Here is a 16,523-nt window from a genome sequence, read left to right on the forward strand (position 1 = left end):
TGACCCAAATAAACGTTTGCCCTTATTGTTCAAGGCTTGAGCAGCAGTAAGATTAATAAAATGACATAGTGAGAAAATGTCATTGCAGTGAGCAAATGTCGCAGTAAAATTGGTAGGTAATATATGCTAAGTCAATGAGCAGATGCTCACTAATGCATACAATGTCGATCCTCTAAAAGGGCGAGAAAAATCATGAGCAGTTCTAACCAAGATATTTCTATTGAAAGTACAGACTTGTTGACGGAGATCTCCGTTGCTTATTATCAAGATGGTGCGACACAAGAAGAGATATCGAAAAAATTTTCCATATCACGTGCCAAAGTTGGGCGAATGCTGAAACAGGCTCGTGACGAAGGCATTGTTGAGATTACCGTAAAATATCACCCTGTGTTCAGTGCCAAGATAGAGCAGCGCCTCATCGAGCGCTTTGGTGTGAAGCGAGCGCTGGTTGCTTTGGACCAACCTAATGAAGAAGCACAACGCCTGCAAGTTTCTGGTTTAGTCTCTAATTACCTGACGAGTACTCTTAAGAACGGCATGGTGGTGACGGTAGGGCAAGGGCGTAACGTATCTTCTGTGGCTCACCACATTGGTGTTATTACGCCGCGCGATTGTAAGTTTGTGTGCGGTATCGGCGGGATTCACCCTCGTGGCGGTATGTTCAACGCCGACCATATATGCCGACAATTTGCCAAGAAATACGGCGGCACATCGGAAACCCTATACGCGCCTGCCTATGCTGAAAACCGCGAGCAGAAGGTCGCCTTTATGCAAAATGCCACGGTTAAGCAAACTTTGGACTTGGCGCGCAAAGCGGATGTAGCTCTTGTTGGTATCGGTGACATGAGTGAAAACAGCTACATGGTTGACCTTGGTTGGTTCACACCAGATGAAGTGGTTCAATCTCGCTTGATGCAAGGTGTCGTAGGGGACTTTGCCGGTTATGACTTCTTTGACATTCACGGCAACGTAGCAAATACGGTGATGAGTGACCGCGTCATAGGCTTGGGTATTGAAGAATTTAGACCTATTGCAGAAGTGATTGCGATTGCAGCTGAAAACAGTAAGCCATTGGCGCTACTTGGAGCGTTAAGAACCGGAGCCATTGATGTGATTGCAACCAGCGTAAGTAACGCACTGACGGTTCTTAACTTGGATGAGCAGATGCACGGCAACAGTGCATCAGAGGTTTAGCACAAATAATATGCAAACTATGTAATCAGGTGATGAGGATTTATAAATGACTCGCAACCTGATTTCGTTTCCAAGTTAAAAATAATCCTCAGGAGTAATTTGTAGTTAATTACTCTGGAGGAAACGATGAAAAAGACACTTCTCGCAGCTGCTTTGTTTACGGGGTTAACGGGCATAGCGCACGCCGAGCAAAAAGTCGTCGCAGGCTATTTTGCTGACTGGCAGTATGCAAACGCAGACAACCCTTATACGGTTAAAGATATTCCGGCTGATAACCTGACTCATATTATCTACGCGTTTTTGAGCATGTGTGGCCCTCACACTGGTGCCTCAGAAACCGTACAAAAACTGGTCGCAAAACAGTGTGAAGGTAAAGAGCCGTATACCGCGATTCTGGTTGATACCGAGGCGGCACTTGAAAAAGACTTTGGTCCGGTCTCTGTCGGCGTTCCATATAAAGGGCACTTCGCTCAATTAGCCGAACTTAAGAAGCATTACCCTGATCTGAAAATTCTCCCTTCTTTTGGCGGTTGGACCATGTCTGAACCTTTCCACGCGATGGCAAAAAACCAGCAAGCGATGGATCAGTTCTCTAAAACAGCAGTCGAGCTGGTTGCTCAATACGATTTCTTTGATGGTGTTGACTTGGATTGGGAGTATCCAGGAGGTGGCGGCTTGACTACGTCTCCTTGGAACCCAGATACCAAGCTGACGGATGAGCAAAAAGCACAAGAGCGTGACGCCTTCACTTACCTAGTTAAGACTATGCGTGGTGATTTAGACGCGTTAGCGAAAAAGACCAAGCGCGAGTACGAGCTTTCAACAGCAGTGGGTGTTGGTCCAAAAGCCGCGGGCATTGATTGGAAAGCGGCGCAGCCCTACTTAACCAATATGTTTGCCATGACGTATGACTTCCTTGGTGGTTGGGGACAACAAACAGGGCACACAACAAACTTGCATGCCACTGACCGCAGTTGGTGGGGCATGGGCGCTGACGTGTTCATTAATCAAATGATTGAGCTGGGTATTCCTAGTGAGAAGTTGGTGATTGGTGCCGCGTTTTATGGTCGCGGTTGGCAAGGAACCAAAGATTTCTCCGGTGGTTTACCAACTCAAGATTTATTGTCAGAGAAAGGCGCGCAGTTTGGTACTGGTGAGAATGGCTACTTCATGTTTTGGGACCTTATGAAGAACTACAGCGCAAAACAAGGTTACGAATATAAGTACGATGAACAATCTCAAGCCCCTTATTTATGGAACCCTGAGAAAAAAGTGTTCATTTCATTCGAAGACCAACGCTCTATCAAAGCCAAAGCGGATTGGGCAAAGCAAACGAATCTTGGTGGCATCTTTACGTGGGAGCTATCAGGTGATCCGAAAGGCGAGCTTGTTGAAGTGATGTATAAGGAAATGCAGAATTAATCTGTAAAACGTCACATTATTGTTTGTTCTTAAAGCCGTCGTTATTCTGCGACGGCTTTTTCATTTTGGTTTTGCTCAGAGAATTCGATTAATTGTTTGAAAGGTAATGGCTTAGAGTAGAAATATCCTTGAATCAAGTCACAGCCACACGCGGCTAACTGATCACGTTGCTGACGAGTCTCTACGCCTTCCGCGAGAACTTTCATGCCAAAGTTCTTACCAATCGCAATGATGTTTTGCACCATGTTAAGTGCTTTTTCATCATCTTCGATATTATCAATAAAGCTCTTGTCAATTTTGACTTCATCAATCGGAAGTGCTCTTAGCATCGAGAGGGAAGAGTACCCGGTACCGAAATCGTCGAGAGAGATTTTAAAACCGAGCGCATGCAAGCGCTCACAAATAGGTGCGAACTTATCGAGGTCTTCAATGAATAAGTTCTCAGTGATTTCAAGCGTGATGCGGTGTTGATCGACTTTGTATTTGTCTATTAACGCCACTAAGTCGTCAATGAAGTTTATTTGAATAAACTGTTTTACCGAGATATTAATCGACATCTGAATTGGCTGCGCTGCCATTTCCGTAAGGCGAGCCATGTCGATCAAGCTTTTCTCGATAATCAACTCCCCCAATCTCACCATCAGACCTGAACTTTCCGCTACTGGGATAAACTCATTGGGTGGGACGAACCCAAGCTCTTCATCTTGCCAACGCACCAAGGCTTCAACACCATAAATTTTGCCATTAACGTTCAATTGCGGTTGATAAACTAAGAATAGATTTTGTCGTTCTATCGCTAGCCTTAAACGTTGTTCCATCTTCATCTTGTGAAGGTGTTTTGCCTGCATTTGTTGGTCAAAAATACTGTATGCATTGCGCTCTTTTTTTGCTTGATACATAGCGATATCTGCAGAACGAAGCAAGGCATCTAAGTTTTGACCGTGAGAAGGGTAAAGAGCAATACCGACGCTGCAACTCAACAGAAATTGGTTTTCTTGAACTAAGTAGGGTTCGGATAGGTAATTGATCAGCTCTTTTGCCAACGCTCTCACCGTACCTTCGTCGGTTTGGTTAACAAGCAGTATAAACTCGTCACTTGCTTCTCGAACGATCAGACGACCATCACAACCAAAGGTCTTTAAGCGTTGTGCGATCAGCTTTAATACCTCATCCCCAAATTCGTGACCATGGGTGTCATTCACGGATTTAAAGTTATCGATGTCGATAAACATCAGGCTAAATGGCGTGGCTGAGCCATTCACCCAGTGTCCAATATGTGCACGCAGATATTCTCGATTTGGGAGTAGCGTGAGGTGGTCATGATGTGCTTGATATAAGAGCTTTCGTCGGGTACCTAATTCATTATTCGCAATGGAACGAACCAGCGCATAGAACCCACCTTGAATAAATAGGAACACGAGCGAGTATAGTGCGAACTGATCGAAAAAACCGCTCTGGATATACCGAAGATCCGTCGAAGACGATGCCCAAAGTTTATAATCTGGTAGGTATTTCAATGTGACCAGTTGATTAATTCTTGGGTCATCAGCAACAATGTTTACTGCGCTTGCAAGTGTTCTGACTGTATCTCGGCTCCATCCATACTTGTTTTCGATCTGTTCGAAAACGATAGCCTTGGTATGCCCGTCAGCAGGATGGCTGTAACTGTTGAGGTTTGCTTGTTCAGCCGAAGTAAAGGTTAGATAACCATCTTCACGATTTAATGACACTCGATTGTGTTCATTTGCGTGAACGTCGCTTCGAAAAACCAAAGAGGAGTTCATGTTGAAACCCGCCGTCATCACCGCGAGAACCTTACCATTTTTATCTCGAATAGCTTTTCGAATGGGGATAACAAGAGAGTCGAGCGCAGGCATAAAGTAAGTTCTACCAACCACCATGTGATCAGACTGTAGTGCGGCTTCAAACGTTCCTCTTGTTTGAGGATCTTGCTTCAAGTTACGCAGTTTTTGTAGGTCCAGATTCGAGCTTATCGCTAAATAATCGCCTTGTGGGTTTGTAAGACCAAATGCGGCGATCGCTGGGTGGATATCCATCAGCTCATCCAGAAGAGGTCGCATTTGCAATGAGGCGGTTCGAGTAAAGTCGTTCTGTTCAATCAATTGGTGACCGACAACTTCCAGTAAGGTTTCTTGTCCTTTAAATAGTGACTGTACAGATGAAGCAAACAGCTCTAATTGCAAGAGCTGCTTGTCTTTGTATTTATCGAGTATGGATTGATAATGATAATGACCAAACAGAGAGAACAAACCGACACTGATGGTAAAAAGTGTCAGATATAGCGTCCAAATGTTCTTCTTTAAGCCGATCATATCGTATTACTGCTCCTGATATTAATGCTCGATTGGTAGGGTTTCATCGGCACCCCACTCAGTCCAAGAGCCGTCATAGACTGATAAATTCTGCAGACCAATTTGATAGGCAGCGAGCAACAAAATGCACGCGGTCACACCGGAACCACAGCTAAAAATGATTGAACTATCACTGTCTAATGTTAATCGGCTAAATATCTGTTGCAACTCGGAATTTGGCTTAATGTGACCGTCCGTTAAGAGTTCTTGAAACGGCAAGCAAACTGAATTAGGAATGTGTCCACTGCGTAACCCTTCTCTTGGCTCAGGAACTTCACCTAGGAAGCGGGCTTTAGCTCTAGCATCGACAATATTTGCACTACAGTTATTAGAATGGGTTAACACGGTATGCGCGCTTAAGAATGCATCTGGGTTTAGTTTACCTGTGAAGTTGCCAATCTCTGTTGGTTGAGACAAGGTATCGACAATAGGTAATCCTGCTTCAACCCAAGCCGGAAGCCCCCCATTTAGAATGCATACGTTGTGATGACCCATCGCTCTGAACATCCACCAAGCTCTTGGTGCGGCAAGAGTGCCGGAATTGTCATACACCACAATCACATCTTCGTTATTTAACCCAAGTCGTTGAGCGCTGCTATTAAAGCCTTGCTCTGTTGGCATCATGTGAGGCAGGTTGGAGTTAGGTAGGCAAAAGTCATTGTCGTAATCAAAGCGCAAAGTGTTAGGTATCCATTTATCTTTGATCTTTTTGCCTTCTGATGGGATTTGAAAAGCAATGCTGGCGTCTAGGAGTTTGACATTGGGTTGGCTGATGAGCTCTTTGAGTTCATCTGTTGTGATCAGTGCTTGCATCGTCTTTAGTTTCCTCACAGTAGTATGGAATGTTTTGGCGTGAACAGCTTAAGCTCATTCGCAGTTTATAAACGTGAGCGGTTGCTCGAAGAGAGAATCAGTCGCTTGGCTAAATGTGACGATGGCACCTTCTGAACACTGAACATTTGTGGGTACTGCGACTCGTTTGAGCCCCAAAACGTCTGATTCTACTGTTAAGTAACGTCTTTGACCGTCCAGTGATTGCGTTAAGGTGTTCGATATTACTTCCGCTGTAATTAACTGTTTTTCTTCTGAGGACGTTAGCCATAGAGCCAAACACAACAGAGCAATGGCACTAACAAAAGCCAAGATGTAGGTTTTGGGGTTGTCCAACGTATTTTTCCCGCCGCATTAATAATCTTACTGTTTTACAACAAAAAAATCGCATGTTCAAAAGAACGATGCGATTTTTAAGTGTGAGTTGTTTTCTGTCTTCACGTTTTCGGTTTGTTTTGGCTAAAGAATCCAACTGCTATCACCTGAAGAAATCACTTTCTGTATTGGGTCCGAGCCATCATAAAACCAGATTTCTACTAGAAGATTCCCTTGGCTGTCTGACACGTTGAAGTCAAAGTTTGCGGTTCCGTTATTCAGAGGTACAGAGACCACTTTGCTCGGGTATTTTGCGTCATATTTCCCAGAACCACTCTCTTTGAAATCTTTGTAAACGCTTAGGTGTGCACGCTGTGAAGAGAAACCGCTGATATCCACATTTAATGAGCCTTGTACTACAGGGTTGTAGTTAAAGCCATCGGGCACTTCAAGATCTTGCATTGTAGGATCTTCATCTGGCACTGCAGTCTGTGTCGGTGGAGGGGGCGCACTCGTACCGCCTTCACCACTACCGCCGCCGCCACATGCTGTTAAAGCTAATCCCATGATGATTGTAATTAAAGTTCTCATAATGTTCTCTCCCTATGGAATGTAGCACTTGTTTGGTGTTGGAGCGGTATGCCAATCTGTACCTAACTCGCCAGCAGATTCAGCCCATGTTTTGAACTGAGGATAAGCCTCAACCATATCGATACGTTCGAGTGGCCAATCCCAATCCTCAACGATTAATAGTGCCCAAGGTAGGTTGTTCGCAGTTTTAAAGTACACACCTTGTGAAGGGTTACTTGCGTCCACACCAACACCGAAGAGGTTTTGGTCATCAAATTGCTCTGTTGGCGCTTGGTCGGCTAAGTGAACTTCCCACTTACGTCCTGGTTGGAAAGTAATGCCGTCACCATGGTAAGTTCCTGGAGTCGCGAAGATGAACGGGTCGTAAGGCATCGCTTGTATGGATGAACGGTCAGAGCCTTCAGTAAAGTAGACGTTTAGAGTAAAGGTGAGAGACACGCTGTCGTCGCACCCAGCTTCTGTTCTAAAGAAGTTACAACCGCTCGAGGCATGTTGGCTCAAGTCTTCATTAATGATGAATATTGCTTCGTCAGAAATGCTTTCTAGCCCGTTGGACGCCTGCTCAATGCCATTAAAAGAGAGTGTTGTGAGACCATTTTCAATCGCGCTTCTCGAGATGCCCGGTAAGCGGATGGCGAACCCATTTTTGTAGTCTGCACCGTACGCAGCCAAGTCACCAGTGATTTGGATGTTCTCTACATGACCATCTAAGCTGGTTTCCGTGATTTGGAAGGTCACGACAACGTCATTCATGTCGTAGTCTGCAGTGTAAGGCCAGTTATCTTCATAAGCAACGGTGGCGAAGCTTTCTGCACTTGGGAAGTATTCAACAGAATACCCGTTTCCCGTGATCGCAATAGGGTAATCTTCGACCTCACCAGATGTCGAACCACCGTCGTAATTCAACCCAGTTTGTTGGCTGAAGCGGAATCGACTCCAACTCGAACCTTCTGTTGCCGCAGTAGAAACAACGAATGGCAGTGGATTATTTCCGGCTGAAAGCAGTTCATCGGTAAAGACCTGTTCGCCTTCATCATCAAAGTCACCATCGCGGTTCCAGTCAAACCACGCAGACAGATAACCAGAAGTGGAGGCGGTGACATTCACAATGGAGCTTAAGCCAGGATCAAGCGCGGATACAAAACCAACACCATCCTCATCTGCTGTGCCCACGGAGTTATCATTTGCTTGACCGTCAGCGTCACCATCTGGGGCGACAGAACCGAGCCAAGTGACGTCGTCGACTTCGTGACGAGGTCCGTTAGAAGCTAGAGTTGTACTGTAACTATCGGGTGCATCACCAAAATCGATAGGATCGTCTTCATCAATAACAGGTGCATTTGCACAACGTGCACCATCATTCTGACTTGAGCTTGGTCCGTTTGAGACAAACTCAACTGCCGGAACAATCCCTGCTGAAATGTTAGCGGCGTTTTCTGAAGACAAGTTGATACGATAGATCTTACCGTCTTGGTTACGTGATACATAATAGTTGCCGTTTACATCGAAATAACCAGCGCCGAATGTGCCTGTCTCGCCAGTATCACCGATTGCAGTTGCATTGCCATTTGATGGATTGAACTGGTATAGGACACCAGAGTTGTTGTCGATACCATAAAGAGAACCGTCACCGGGATGGAACGCAAAGTCGGTAAGGTTGACAGTCGCCGTCGAGCTAATCTTTACGATGTTTAATGTTGCGTTTGGATCCGAGTCTAGTGGGGAGAGGTCAATGGAGAATAGACCTTTCCCTTTACGGTACAAATAGTAAACGTGATTGTAGACGTCACCCACAAAGAAGGTGTGATCGGTAGGTAGACCGGAAACGTTCAGTGTTTCTGCTTGAAAGTCTTTCCCTAATCGAACTATCTTTTTGTTCGTAGTGTCGTAGCCATAAATGTAACGGTCAGTGAAGTCAAAGCCCACGCCGTTAATACCCGAAGCTAAACCCGTGTCGTCCTCTAAAAGAGTAGTAGAACCTGTAACCAAATTGACGCCATAGATTTGAACTGGGGTTGATTGAAATAGGTATGCTTTGCTTGGGCAGGTGTCGAACGGCGTGGCTTGAGCATACGCACTTGCCATTAAAGTCCCAAGTAACAGTGATGTCCTTTTCATAATTCGCCCTCTCATTGGTTCGTGATATATGCAATGAAAGGAATGTGCCATATTTTAAGGTTATGATTTTTAATGAATTATGATTATTAGATAGGCAGGTTTTAATTCTGATTGTCAAAATGAAAAAAAGCCCAACATTGAGTTGGGCTTTTTGGGAATGATTGAGTAGAGAGCTAACTACAAACCGGACAGGTTGGCATTTTCATCAGATTCATTTCTCGCCAAGACATGTTTAGCGCATCCAAAATAAGAATTTTTCCTTTCTTTGGCTGCCCGTAGTTAGCAATCACCTTGATGGCTTCCATTGCTTGGACTGCACCGACAATACCGACGACAGGTGCCATTACACCGGCTTCAACACAGCTTAACGTGCCACTGCCGAAGAGGGCGCTTAAGCACTGGTAACATGGTTGAGTAGGATCATCGTAAGTGAACACGCTTACTTGCCCTTCCATGCGAATTGCGGCACCCGAAACCAATGGTGTTTTTGTTTCAAAACACAAGCGGTTGAGTTGGTTGCGTGTATCTACGTTATCTGATGCATCTACAACGATAGTGTGTTGTTCGATGAGTTCTTTGAGCTCAGTATCACCAAGGCGTTTTGCAATGGTGTCCACGGCAATATGTGGGTTTAGCTCCCTTAGTGCCTCAGCCGCTGACGCGACCTTCTTACGACCAATATCTGCATCGTGGTGCAGCACTTGACGCTGTAGGTTAGATAGCTCAACGATATCATCATCAATCAATGTGATTTTACCTACACCGGCAGTCGCTAAGTATTGGCTTGAGGCGCAGCCTAAACCGCCAGCACCAAGCATCAATACCGATGCTTGCTTAAGTGCTTCTTGCCCATCAAAGTCAAATTGACGAAGAATGATTTGGCGGTTGTAACGCAACATTTCCTGATCGGAAAGAATATCCACAACGACTTCCTAGTAAAGGGTTGAGTTGAATAGTTGAATCTGAACCGTTTCGCCTACTTCGACGCGGCCGCGCTCACGCTCCAATACAACAAAACAGTTCGCTAGGCTCATTGATCGGAATGCACCAGAGCTTTGGTTACCTGTTGTTTCAACCACAAACTTGCCATCTTCTAAGGTATAGATGCCACGTTGGTAATCGGTACGCCCCGGTGCTTTCTTAAATGCTGTTTTGGTTGTCGCTGGAATAGACTCCGGAGCCTTCCACTCTGTATGTCCTGCGAGTTTTGCCAACATCGGTTGAACAAGCACGTACATGGTTAGCACCGCAGAAACAGGGTTGCCCGGCAGACCACAGAACCAAGCAGTACTTAGCTTACCAAAGGCGAAAGGCTTACCTGGCTTGATTGCCAGCTTCCAGAAACCGATCTCACCAAGTTCTTCAAGAATGTCTTTTGTGTAATCCGCTTCGCCAACGCTGACGCCACCAGAGGTAACAACGACATCAGCCAACGTTTGTGCTTTTTCAAAGGTCGCTTTGAGTGTTTCTGGGCAGTCGGGGATGATGCCTAAATCGACGGCTTCACAACCAAAGTTTTCAATCAACGGTTTGATGCCGTAACGGTTGCTGTCGTAGATTTGACCTTCTTCTAGTGATTCACCCAGTGGTTTTAGCTCATCACCAGTAGAGAAAAACGCCACTTTTGGTTTACGAACGACGGTCACATGGCTGACGCCAAGAGACGCAATCATTGGAATATCACGCGGCGTTAAACGAGCACCTTGCGCAAGTACAATGTCGCCTTGCTTGATGTCGTCACCTGTTGGGCGGATGTTGTTTTGTGGCTTCACGTCCGTTTGGTTGAACTGAACACCTGCATCCGTTACTTCGGTGTTCTCTTGCATGATAACGGCGTCACAACCCTCAGGGATTTTTGCGCCAGTCATAATGCGAACACAGGTACCTTGAGGCCATTCACCTTCAAAAGGTTGCCCTGCGAATGATTTGCCCGCCAAAGGCAGTACCGAAGACGACTCAAGATCTTGAATGCGAATTGCGTAACCGTCCATTGCTGAGTTATCGAATGGTGGCACATGGATAGGAGACAAGATGTCTTCTGCCAGTACAAAGCCAAGAGCATCAGCAAGTGGAAGAGAAAGAGTGGTTTGGATAGGTTTGATTCGCGATAGCATTTTATCCATCGCTTCTTCAATTGGCATCAAGCCAGGTGCGTCGCAGCAGCCCATTGAGAAAATCCTGTGTTCTTTTGTTTTGTGGCAACTTTACCATAAAAAGGGGACTGAGTAGGGTCTGTTAATCTTTCATGGTTAAATTTTGTTCGGATGGGGCGCCTAGACGAACCCTTTGGGCAGCGTTTGTTGGTCATTTCTACTTCGTTATCGACTTCTCATGAAGACTAACTACACATCAAAGTCTCTGCCTAGTATAAATGCCCAACAATTCGCTGCAAAAATCAGCTCGAAAGATCAACAGACCCTAAGAATGTCCACCTATAAAATATGGGTGTAATTATTCAAAAATCCGAGTATCCTTGTCAGCCATCCGAAAGGGGTAAAAAACCTGCGGAGCTCAAGAAAATCAGCTCAGTACCTTCATTTGATGTGACTTGGTGTAAAGACACGAACTGAGCAACTCAAAGCGAAAAGTATGAATGCAATTTTGGTTGGATTTGTACAATCGGCTGAAGTAACAAAAGAGGAAGTGGAATGTCAGGTCTTAGCGAGTCAGCGAAGTTAGTAAAAGAAGCGCTAGAGCAACGTGGTTTGGAAACGCCAATGTGCCCAAACAACGTAAGCCGTGAAGAGAAGAAAGAGAAGATCGAACACCACATGCGTGAGATCTTAAGTTTGCTTCAACTTGACCTAACTGACGATAGTCTAGAGGAAACGCCGCATCGTATCGCTAAGATGTACGTGGACGAAATCTTCTCCGGTCTGGATTACGCCAATTTCCCGAAAATCACTGTGATTGAAAACAAGATGAATGTAAGTGAGATGGTTCGCGTGAAAGACATCACAGTGACCAGTACTTGTGAGCACCACCTTGTTACGATCGATGGCAAAGCTGCCGTTGCTTACATCCCACGTGGCAAAATCATTGGTCTGTCTAAGATCAACCGTATTGTCCGCTTCTTTGCACAGCGCCCTCAAGTTCAAGAGCGTATGACACAGCAAATTCTTGTAGCACTTCAAACGTTGCTAGGTTCAGATGATGTGGCGGTGACTATTGATGCAACGCACTACTGCGTGAAATCTCGTGGTGTTATGGATGCAACCAGCGAAACGACGACAACAGCATTGGGTGGTATTTTCAAAAGCAACCCAGCGACACGTGCCGAGTTTCTCCACGGTTTACGCTAAGTAATCAAGCAAGTTTCTAAGAGGATGGTAAATGCCATCCTTTTTTTTATCTATCTGAAAGTCATAGATAAGATGGATTTGAGACGACAAAAATCATTTATCGAACTTCGTGTTGACAGTTATTTGAGTTGCCCTTAATATCCGCGCCCAGCAAACGGTTGCGAGGGTTTTCTCTCTTATTTGATTTGCTTATCTGATTCTTCAAGTTCAGCTGATCTCGGTCAGTTGTCTTTCTTTTTTCTAATAATAGAAAGGCAACAATATTGAGACTTGGCATGACCACACAAACTACCGTTCACTCTTCTATTCCGACTTCTGCACAAGCCTCGGAAAATAGCTGGCAAAAGAAAGCTATTCTTAGTGTCGCATTCCTAATGGCGACTACCTCTGTTGGTCCTGGCTTTTTAACTCAGACAGCAGTCTTCACCAATATCTACAAAATCGACATGGCGTTTCCAGTCTTTGCATCCATGTTCATTACTTTCGGTATCGTGATGAACTTATGGCGCATTGTGGGTGTATCTGGCATGCGTATTCAAGACATTGCCAATAAAGTAGCTCCGGGCATGGGCTACGTGGTGGGTATTCTCCTTGCTCTTGGTGCGGTAGCGTTCAACTTTGGCAACGTGAGTGGAGCTGCACTTGGCATCAATGTGCTAACAGGGGTTGATACTACCTGGGGGGCTTTGTTTACCGGGATTGTGGGATGCCTGCTGTTTGTGGTGCACAATGCATCTAAACGTATGGATCAGATGGCGCGCTATCTTGGTCTGTTTATGATCATTCTGATTGCTTACGTTGCAATGACCAGTTTGCCACCAATGGGTGAAACCATGAACGCAGCGGTGATGCCGACAGATATTGGTAGCTTACTGCTCCCAACACTGACCATTGTGGGTGGTGCCGTCGGTGGTTACTATACGGGCGCACAACGCTTGGTTGATATCGGCTTACAAGGCAAAGACAAGGTTCCGGCGATTAAAACCGCGGCTTGGGCGGGCATTTCTATTGCAGTGGTGATTCGTATTCTGCTGTTCTTAGCCGTGTTTGGTGTGATTGCGACAGGCGCAACGTTGGATTCTGCAAACCCGGCTGCTGATGCCTTCCGTCAAGGTGCTGGCGAAGTGGGTTACTTCATTTTTGGCTTGGTATTATTTGTCGCGTCGATTACCTCGGTTGTGGGGAACTCGTACATGGCCATCTCCCTGATCAAAACTCTATTCCCAATCGTGGCTCGTAACGAAAAAGTGTGGTGCGTTGGCTTTATCATTATCACATCACTTGGCACAGTGACCATGAACATGCCGATTCTACTTCTTATGCTTGCAGGTTTGGTTAACAGCATTATTTTGCCAATTGTACTAGGCATGATGTTGGTAGCGACACGCAGAAAAGATATTGTGGGTGACTACAAGCATCCGGTCTATTTAACCTTTACGGGTATTGCGATTGTGGTGGTAATGGCGGCATCAAGTATGACCAACATCAGCAATTTTGTGTCGAAGTTCATCGGGTAACGTTGCTCGTTGAAGACAAAAGAAAACGGCCTCACAATGAGGCCGTTTTTTATGTTTGTTTCGATGGTGTCCTAACAAGCTCTGGCCAGTACATTTTGACATAACCAGCAGACACCCAAACCACGAGCACGGTTGCGATGCTTAGTTCTAGAAATCCAAAATCGTGTAACCAATGCCAATGCGGGTGAGATTCCGCGAAGAATGTGGTGAGACGATGCATTGCAATCGCACTGATCACGGAAGGAAAGGTGACCGCTGCGATAGATGGTTGAAATTTCAAACGCATCAAACGGAAATAACACAGATAAATTAACAAGGTCATCGTAATGGCGATGCCTGCCAGTGCGCCCGTCAGGATCGGATCTGGTTGCGCAAAGTTGACTAGGTACGCAGCCAGAGAAAGATTCACAGGCGCAGCCATGATCGCGAGTGTTGGTCGTGCTCGACGCGGCAGAGAGCCAAAGAATACCAAGCGATACAACACCAAAGGCAACATGAAGAAGTAAATGCCGATACACATCATCGCCAAAGTTTCAGAAAACACATTGTGTCCAAACTGAGAGCCAGCAAGAGAAGAGCTGATCAAGCCCACAGGGTAAAGAAACCAGCTTGGCACTATGTTCGACATCTTGAAGTTAATGATCTGAAAAGCAAAGAACAGCACCATCATCGTGAAGTGCAGTAACACCGCCATAAACCACAGCGGGTAGGCAATGATTGGCGTTACCACGGCAAGATAGTCACACAGCATGAGTAACGCCATGCTCATTGGCGCCATTAAACTACCGCTCAGTGGGTGCTTGATGTCCGCCATAAACAGTCGAGGGCTGGTGGCGTATTTAAGTAGAACCGGGGTAAGAAGAAGAGCTCCGAGTGCAGCAAGGAATGGTCTTATTGGTTCTCCAATCTGTGGAATGTACAAAGCCCAAGCTTGTCCAAGCCCTATCATGCCTAGTGCTAACGCCGCTTGTGACGGTGGAACACTATAAAACTGCACAAGTCTTTTCCAGTTCAAAACGACTCCAGAAATGGGTTAATTGCTCTAATTTGAGGCGCAAATACTAACAAGTTTAACGTCTTCTTACCTTTCATTATGATAGGTAAATTCCAGAGAATGGGAATTTTGTGAGTTTGGTAGGAGATTTATGTAGAGACTTGCAAAAAAGTAGAATTACTGGCTCCAAAAGAATCTTAATGGCGAAAGATAATTTGGAGCCGGTATACCCAAGTACGTTGAAGTCCCTTGGGTATATTAGGTTAAGCTTGGTTTTCAGGCAGGTCTTGTTGACGTAGCTTGTCATTCTTAAGCGTACGATGTAACAACTGGCTGTAAATTGGTTGTCCACCAAGTAATTGCGCCACTATTACTGCGCCTAAGCTGGTAATAATAAGTGGTAGGATCAGGTAGTAGTTATTGGTCATCTCGATAACCAGTAAGATACCTGTGATTGGCGCACGTACTGTTGCGGCAAATAGAGCCCCCATGCCTGCAATTGCGAAGACACCTGGTTCGATAGTCAATGAAGGTAACAGCATGTCTGCACTTGCTCCAAATGCATAGCCAAACAATGTGCCCAAAGCCAGCATTGGAGCGAAGATACCACCAGGTGCACCAGAACCAAAACAAAGTAGGGTAGTGATCACACGACCAACGAACAGCATAACTAAAATAGAAATTGAGTAGTTGCCGTTGGTAATGTCTGGAATCAAGCCAATACCGCCGCCGGTTAGCTGAGGAACATAAAGCAGTAGCAAGCCAAACACACCGCCCAAAATAGTACCTGTGATCAAGTAACGTTTACGGTCGTTTTTATGTAGGGCAACAAAGCTGTCTTGCGCGATGGTGATCAGCTTATTGAAAATCACACCAAATACGCCAAACAAAGAACCGAGTAGCAAGAACAACCATAATGATTGTAATTCCGGTGATTGGTATTGCGGCATGGTGATTACCGCTTCTTGACCGTTAATCGCGCGAAACACAATGTTTGCCATGATCGCCGAAATGATCACTGCTCGAATAGAAATTAAAGAGTAGCGAAATTGAGGACGCATTTCCTCAACAACAAACATGATGCCTGCTAACGGTGCATTAAACGCCGCGGCTAAACCACCGGCAGCACCGGATGCTAATAGAGAGTGGCGAGTATCATCGTCTTTAATACGAAAGATATCGGTAACCATGCGACCAACCGCGCCACCCATTTGTACAGTTGGACCTTCACGACCTAAAACCATACCTGAGCCAAGTGCGCCCATGCCGCCAAAGAACTTCACCGGGATGACACGCCACCAACGTACCGGGCGAATATTGTCCATTGCACCTTCTATCTCAGGAATGCCGGAGCCAGAGGCTTCTGGTGCGAAACGGTGCACAAGGTAGTAACCGATGAATGCTAATGCACCACTGATTAAGATTGCGGCCAGCCACAAAGGCAGCACGCTACCGATTTCGCTTTTTAACCACTCAGTACGGGTTTCAGAAACAAAGTGAACAGCAATCTCAAAGTAAGTGCCGACAAGACCTGCTAGCGTACCAACGATGGCCGCCATAAAGAGGACGGAAAATGAAGTTGGCGTTGACCCTCGAGAGACAAACTGGTTAATCGCATCTTTAGGTACGTGCGCTAACACAGATTTCACAATTCTCTCGCGTTTGGTCATTAACAGATTCTCCTGACTACAGATTGGAAGGGACGGAAGAAATTATACGCTCAGGAGAGTCTAGACCTAATCAATAAAGATGCAATTTAGCTTTCCACTATTGAGCGGTTCAAGTGTCGATTGTCTAAATATTGATAAACTTTGTGCTATTGATCCCATATATGGCACTATTTTTTTATCGGTAAAACTTGTTTTCT

13 protein-coding genes are annotated in these 16,523 nt (G+C 45.5%); 4 read left to right on the plus strand and 9 right to left on the minus strand.

Going from position 1 to position 16,523, the window contains the following annotated elements:
* Positions 1 to 192 precede the first annotated feature (192 nt).
* Entirely contained in the window at positions 193 to 1,194 is a 1,002-nt protein-coding gene (locus QMY49_RS22435; RefSeq protein WP_005452372.1) for a sugar-binding transcriptional regulator, read from the plus strand.
* A 126-nt stretch (positions 1,195 to 1,320) separates the two neighbouring features.
* A complete protein-coding gene (locus tag QMY49_RS22440; RefSeq protein WP_283314452.1) occupies positions 1,321 to 2,616 on the plus strand; it encodes a glycoside hydrolase family 18 protein in 1,296 nt (431 codons plus the stop codon).
* A 41-nt stretch (positions 2,617 to 2,657) separates the two neighbouring features.
* Here QMY49_RS22440 and QMY49_RS22445 read toward each other — a convergent pair whose 3' ends face one another.
* The 7 genes from QMY49_RS22445 to moeA form a co-directional block, all read right to left on the minus strand.
* Positions 2,658 to 4,949 (minus strand): bifunctional diguanylate cyclase/phosphodiesterase, encoded by a 2,292-nt coding sequence (locus QMY49_RS22445; protein WP_005452370.1) that lies wholly within the window; start codon positions 4,947 to 4,949, stop codon positions 2,658 to 2,660.
* A 21-nt stretch (positions 4,950 to 4,970) separates the two neighbouring features.
* Positions 4,971 to 5,801: a sulfurtransferase gene (locus tag QMY49_RS22450; protein WP_005452368.1), complete on the minus strand. Its 831-nt coding sequence runs from the start codon at positions 5,799 to 5,801 to the stop codon at positions 4,971 to 4,973.
* 54 nt (positions 5,802 to 5,855) lie between these two features.
* Positions 5,856 to 6,155 (minus strand): hypothetical protein, encoded by a 300-nt coding sequence (locus tag QMY49_RS22455; RefSeq protein WP_017818646.1) that lies wholly within the window; start codon positions 6,153 to 6,155, stop codon positions 5,856 to 5,858.
* Between the two features lie 123 nt (positions 6,156 to 6,278).
* On the minus strand, positions 6,279 to 6,725 hold the full coding sequence (locus QMY49_RS22460; protein WP_283314457.1) for a hypothetical protein: 447 nt from the start codon (positions 6,723 to 6,725) through the stop codon (positions 6,279 to 6,281).
* 12 nt (positions 6,726 to 6,737) lie between these two features.
* The gene (locus QMY49_RS22465) at positions 6,738 to 8,843 is read right to left on the minus strand and encodes an LruC domain-containing protein (RefSeq protein WP_283314458.1); all 2,106 of its coding nucleotides are present in this window, start codon (positions 8,841 to 8,843) and stop codon (positions 6,738 to 6,740) included.
* A gap of 173 nt (positions 8,844 to 9,016) precedes the next feature.
* Positions 9,017 to 9,766 carry a molybdopterin-synthase adenylyltransferase MoeB gene (gene moeB, locus QMY49_RS22470; RefSeq protein ID WP_283314460.1) on the minus strand — a complete coding sequence of 250 codons (750 nt, stop codon included), beginning with the start codon at positions 9,764 to 9,766 and terminating at the stop codon, positions 9,017 to 9,019.
* Between the two features lie 9 nt (positions 9,767 to 9,775).
* Positions 9,776 to 11,011 carry a molybdopterin molybdotransferase MoeA gene (gene moeA / locus QMY49_RS22475; RefSeq protein ID WP_005452364.1) on the minus strand — a complete coding sequence of 412 codons (1,236 nt, stop codon included), beginning with the start codon at positions 11,009 to 11,011 and terminating at the stop codon, positions 9,776 to 9,778.
* 480 nt (positions 11,012 to 11,491) lie between these two features.
* On the opposite strand from moeA, the gene folE reads away from it, so the two are divergent.
* Positions 11,492 to 12,145 (plus strand): GTP cyclohydrolase I FolE, encoded by a 654-nt coding sequence (folE, locus tag QMY49_RS22480; RefSeq protein WP_005452362.1) that lies wholly within the window; start codon positions 11,492 to 11,494, stop codon positions 12,143 to 12,145.
* 275 nt (positions 12,146 to 12,420) lie between these two features.
* The gene (locus tag QMY49_RS22485) at positions 12,421 to 13,662 is read left to right on the plus strand and encodes an NRAMP family divalent metal transporter (RefSeq protein ID WP_283314464.1); all 1,242 of its coding nucleotides are present in this window, start codon (positions 12,421 to 12,423) and stop codon (positions 13,660 to 13,662) included.
* A gap of 49 nt (positions 13,663 to 13,711) precedes the next feature.
* Here QMY49_RS22485 and QMY49_RS22490 read toward each other — a convergent pair whose 3' ends face one another.
* Together QMY49_RS22490 and clcA are read right to left on the minus strand one after the other, a co-directional pair.
* Complete coding sequence (locus QMY49_RS22490; RefSeq protein ID WP_086028182.1) at positions 13,712 to 14,677, minus strand: TDT family transporter; 966 nt, start codon at positions 14,675 to 14,677, stop codon at positions 13,712 to 13,714.
* A 242-nt stretch (positions 14,678 to 14,919) separates the two neighbouring features.
* Positions 14,920 to 16,326, minus strand: coding sequence for a H(+)/Cl(-) exchange transporter ClcA (gene clcA / locus QMY49_RS22495; protein WP_009697296.1), 1,407 nt, complete (start codon positions 16,324 to 16,326; stop codon positions 14,920 to 14,922).
* Positions 16,327 to 16,523: the final 197 nt, after the last annotated feature.

The sequence above is a fragment of the Vibrio harveyi genome (assembly GCF_030060435.1).
Classification (GTDB): domain Bacteria; phylum Pseudomonadota; class Gammaproteobacteria; order Enterobacterales; family Vibrionaceae; genus Vibrio; species Vibrio harveyi.

Coding starts and splice junctions, on each gene's coding strand:
- QMY49_RS22435 (WP_005452372.1), top strand. CDS start 193: ATGAGCAGTTCTAACCAAGATATTTCTATTGAAAGTACAGACTTGTTG.
- QMY49_RS22440 (WP_283314452.1), top strand. CDS start 1,321: ATGAAAAAGACACTTCTCGCAGCTGCTTTGTTTACGGGGTTAACGGGC.
- QMY49_RS22445 (WP_005452370.1), bottom strand. CDS start 4,949: ATGATCGGCTTAAAGAAGAACATTTGGACGCTATATCTGACACTTTTT.
- QMY49_RS22450 (WP_005452368.1), bottom strand. CDS start 5,801: ATGCAAGCACTGATCACAACAGATGAACTCAAAGAGCTCATCAGCCAA.
- QMY49_RS22460 (WP_283314457.1), bottom strand. CDS start 6,725: ATGAGAACTTTAATTACAATCATCATGGGATTAGCTTTAACAGCATGT.
- QMY49_RS22465 (WP_283314458.1), bottom strand. CDS start 8,843: ATGAAAAGGACATCACTGTTACTTGGGACTTTAATGGCAAGTGCGTAT.
- moeA (WP_005452364.1), bottom strand. CDS start 11,011: ATGGGCTGCTGCGACGCACCTGGCTTGATGCCAATTGAAGAAGCGATG.
- folE (WP_005452362.1), top strand. CDS start 11,492: ATGTCAGGTCTTAGCGAGTCAGCGAAGTTAGTAAAAGAAGCGCTAGAG.
- QMY49_RS22485 (WP_283314464.1), top strand. CDS start 12,421: ATGACCACACAAACTACCGTTCACTCTTCTATTCCGACTTCTGCACAA.
- clcA (WP_009697296.1), bottom strand. CDS start 16,326: ATGACCAAACGCGAGAGAATTGTGAAATCTGTGTTAGCGCACGTACCT.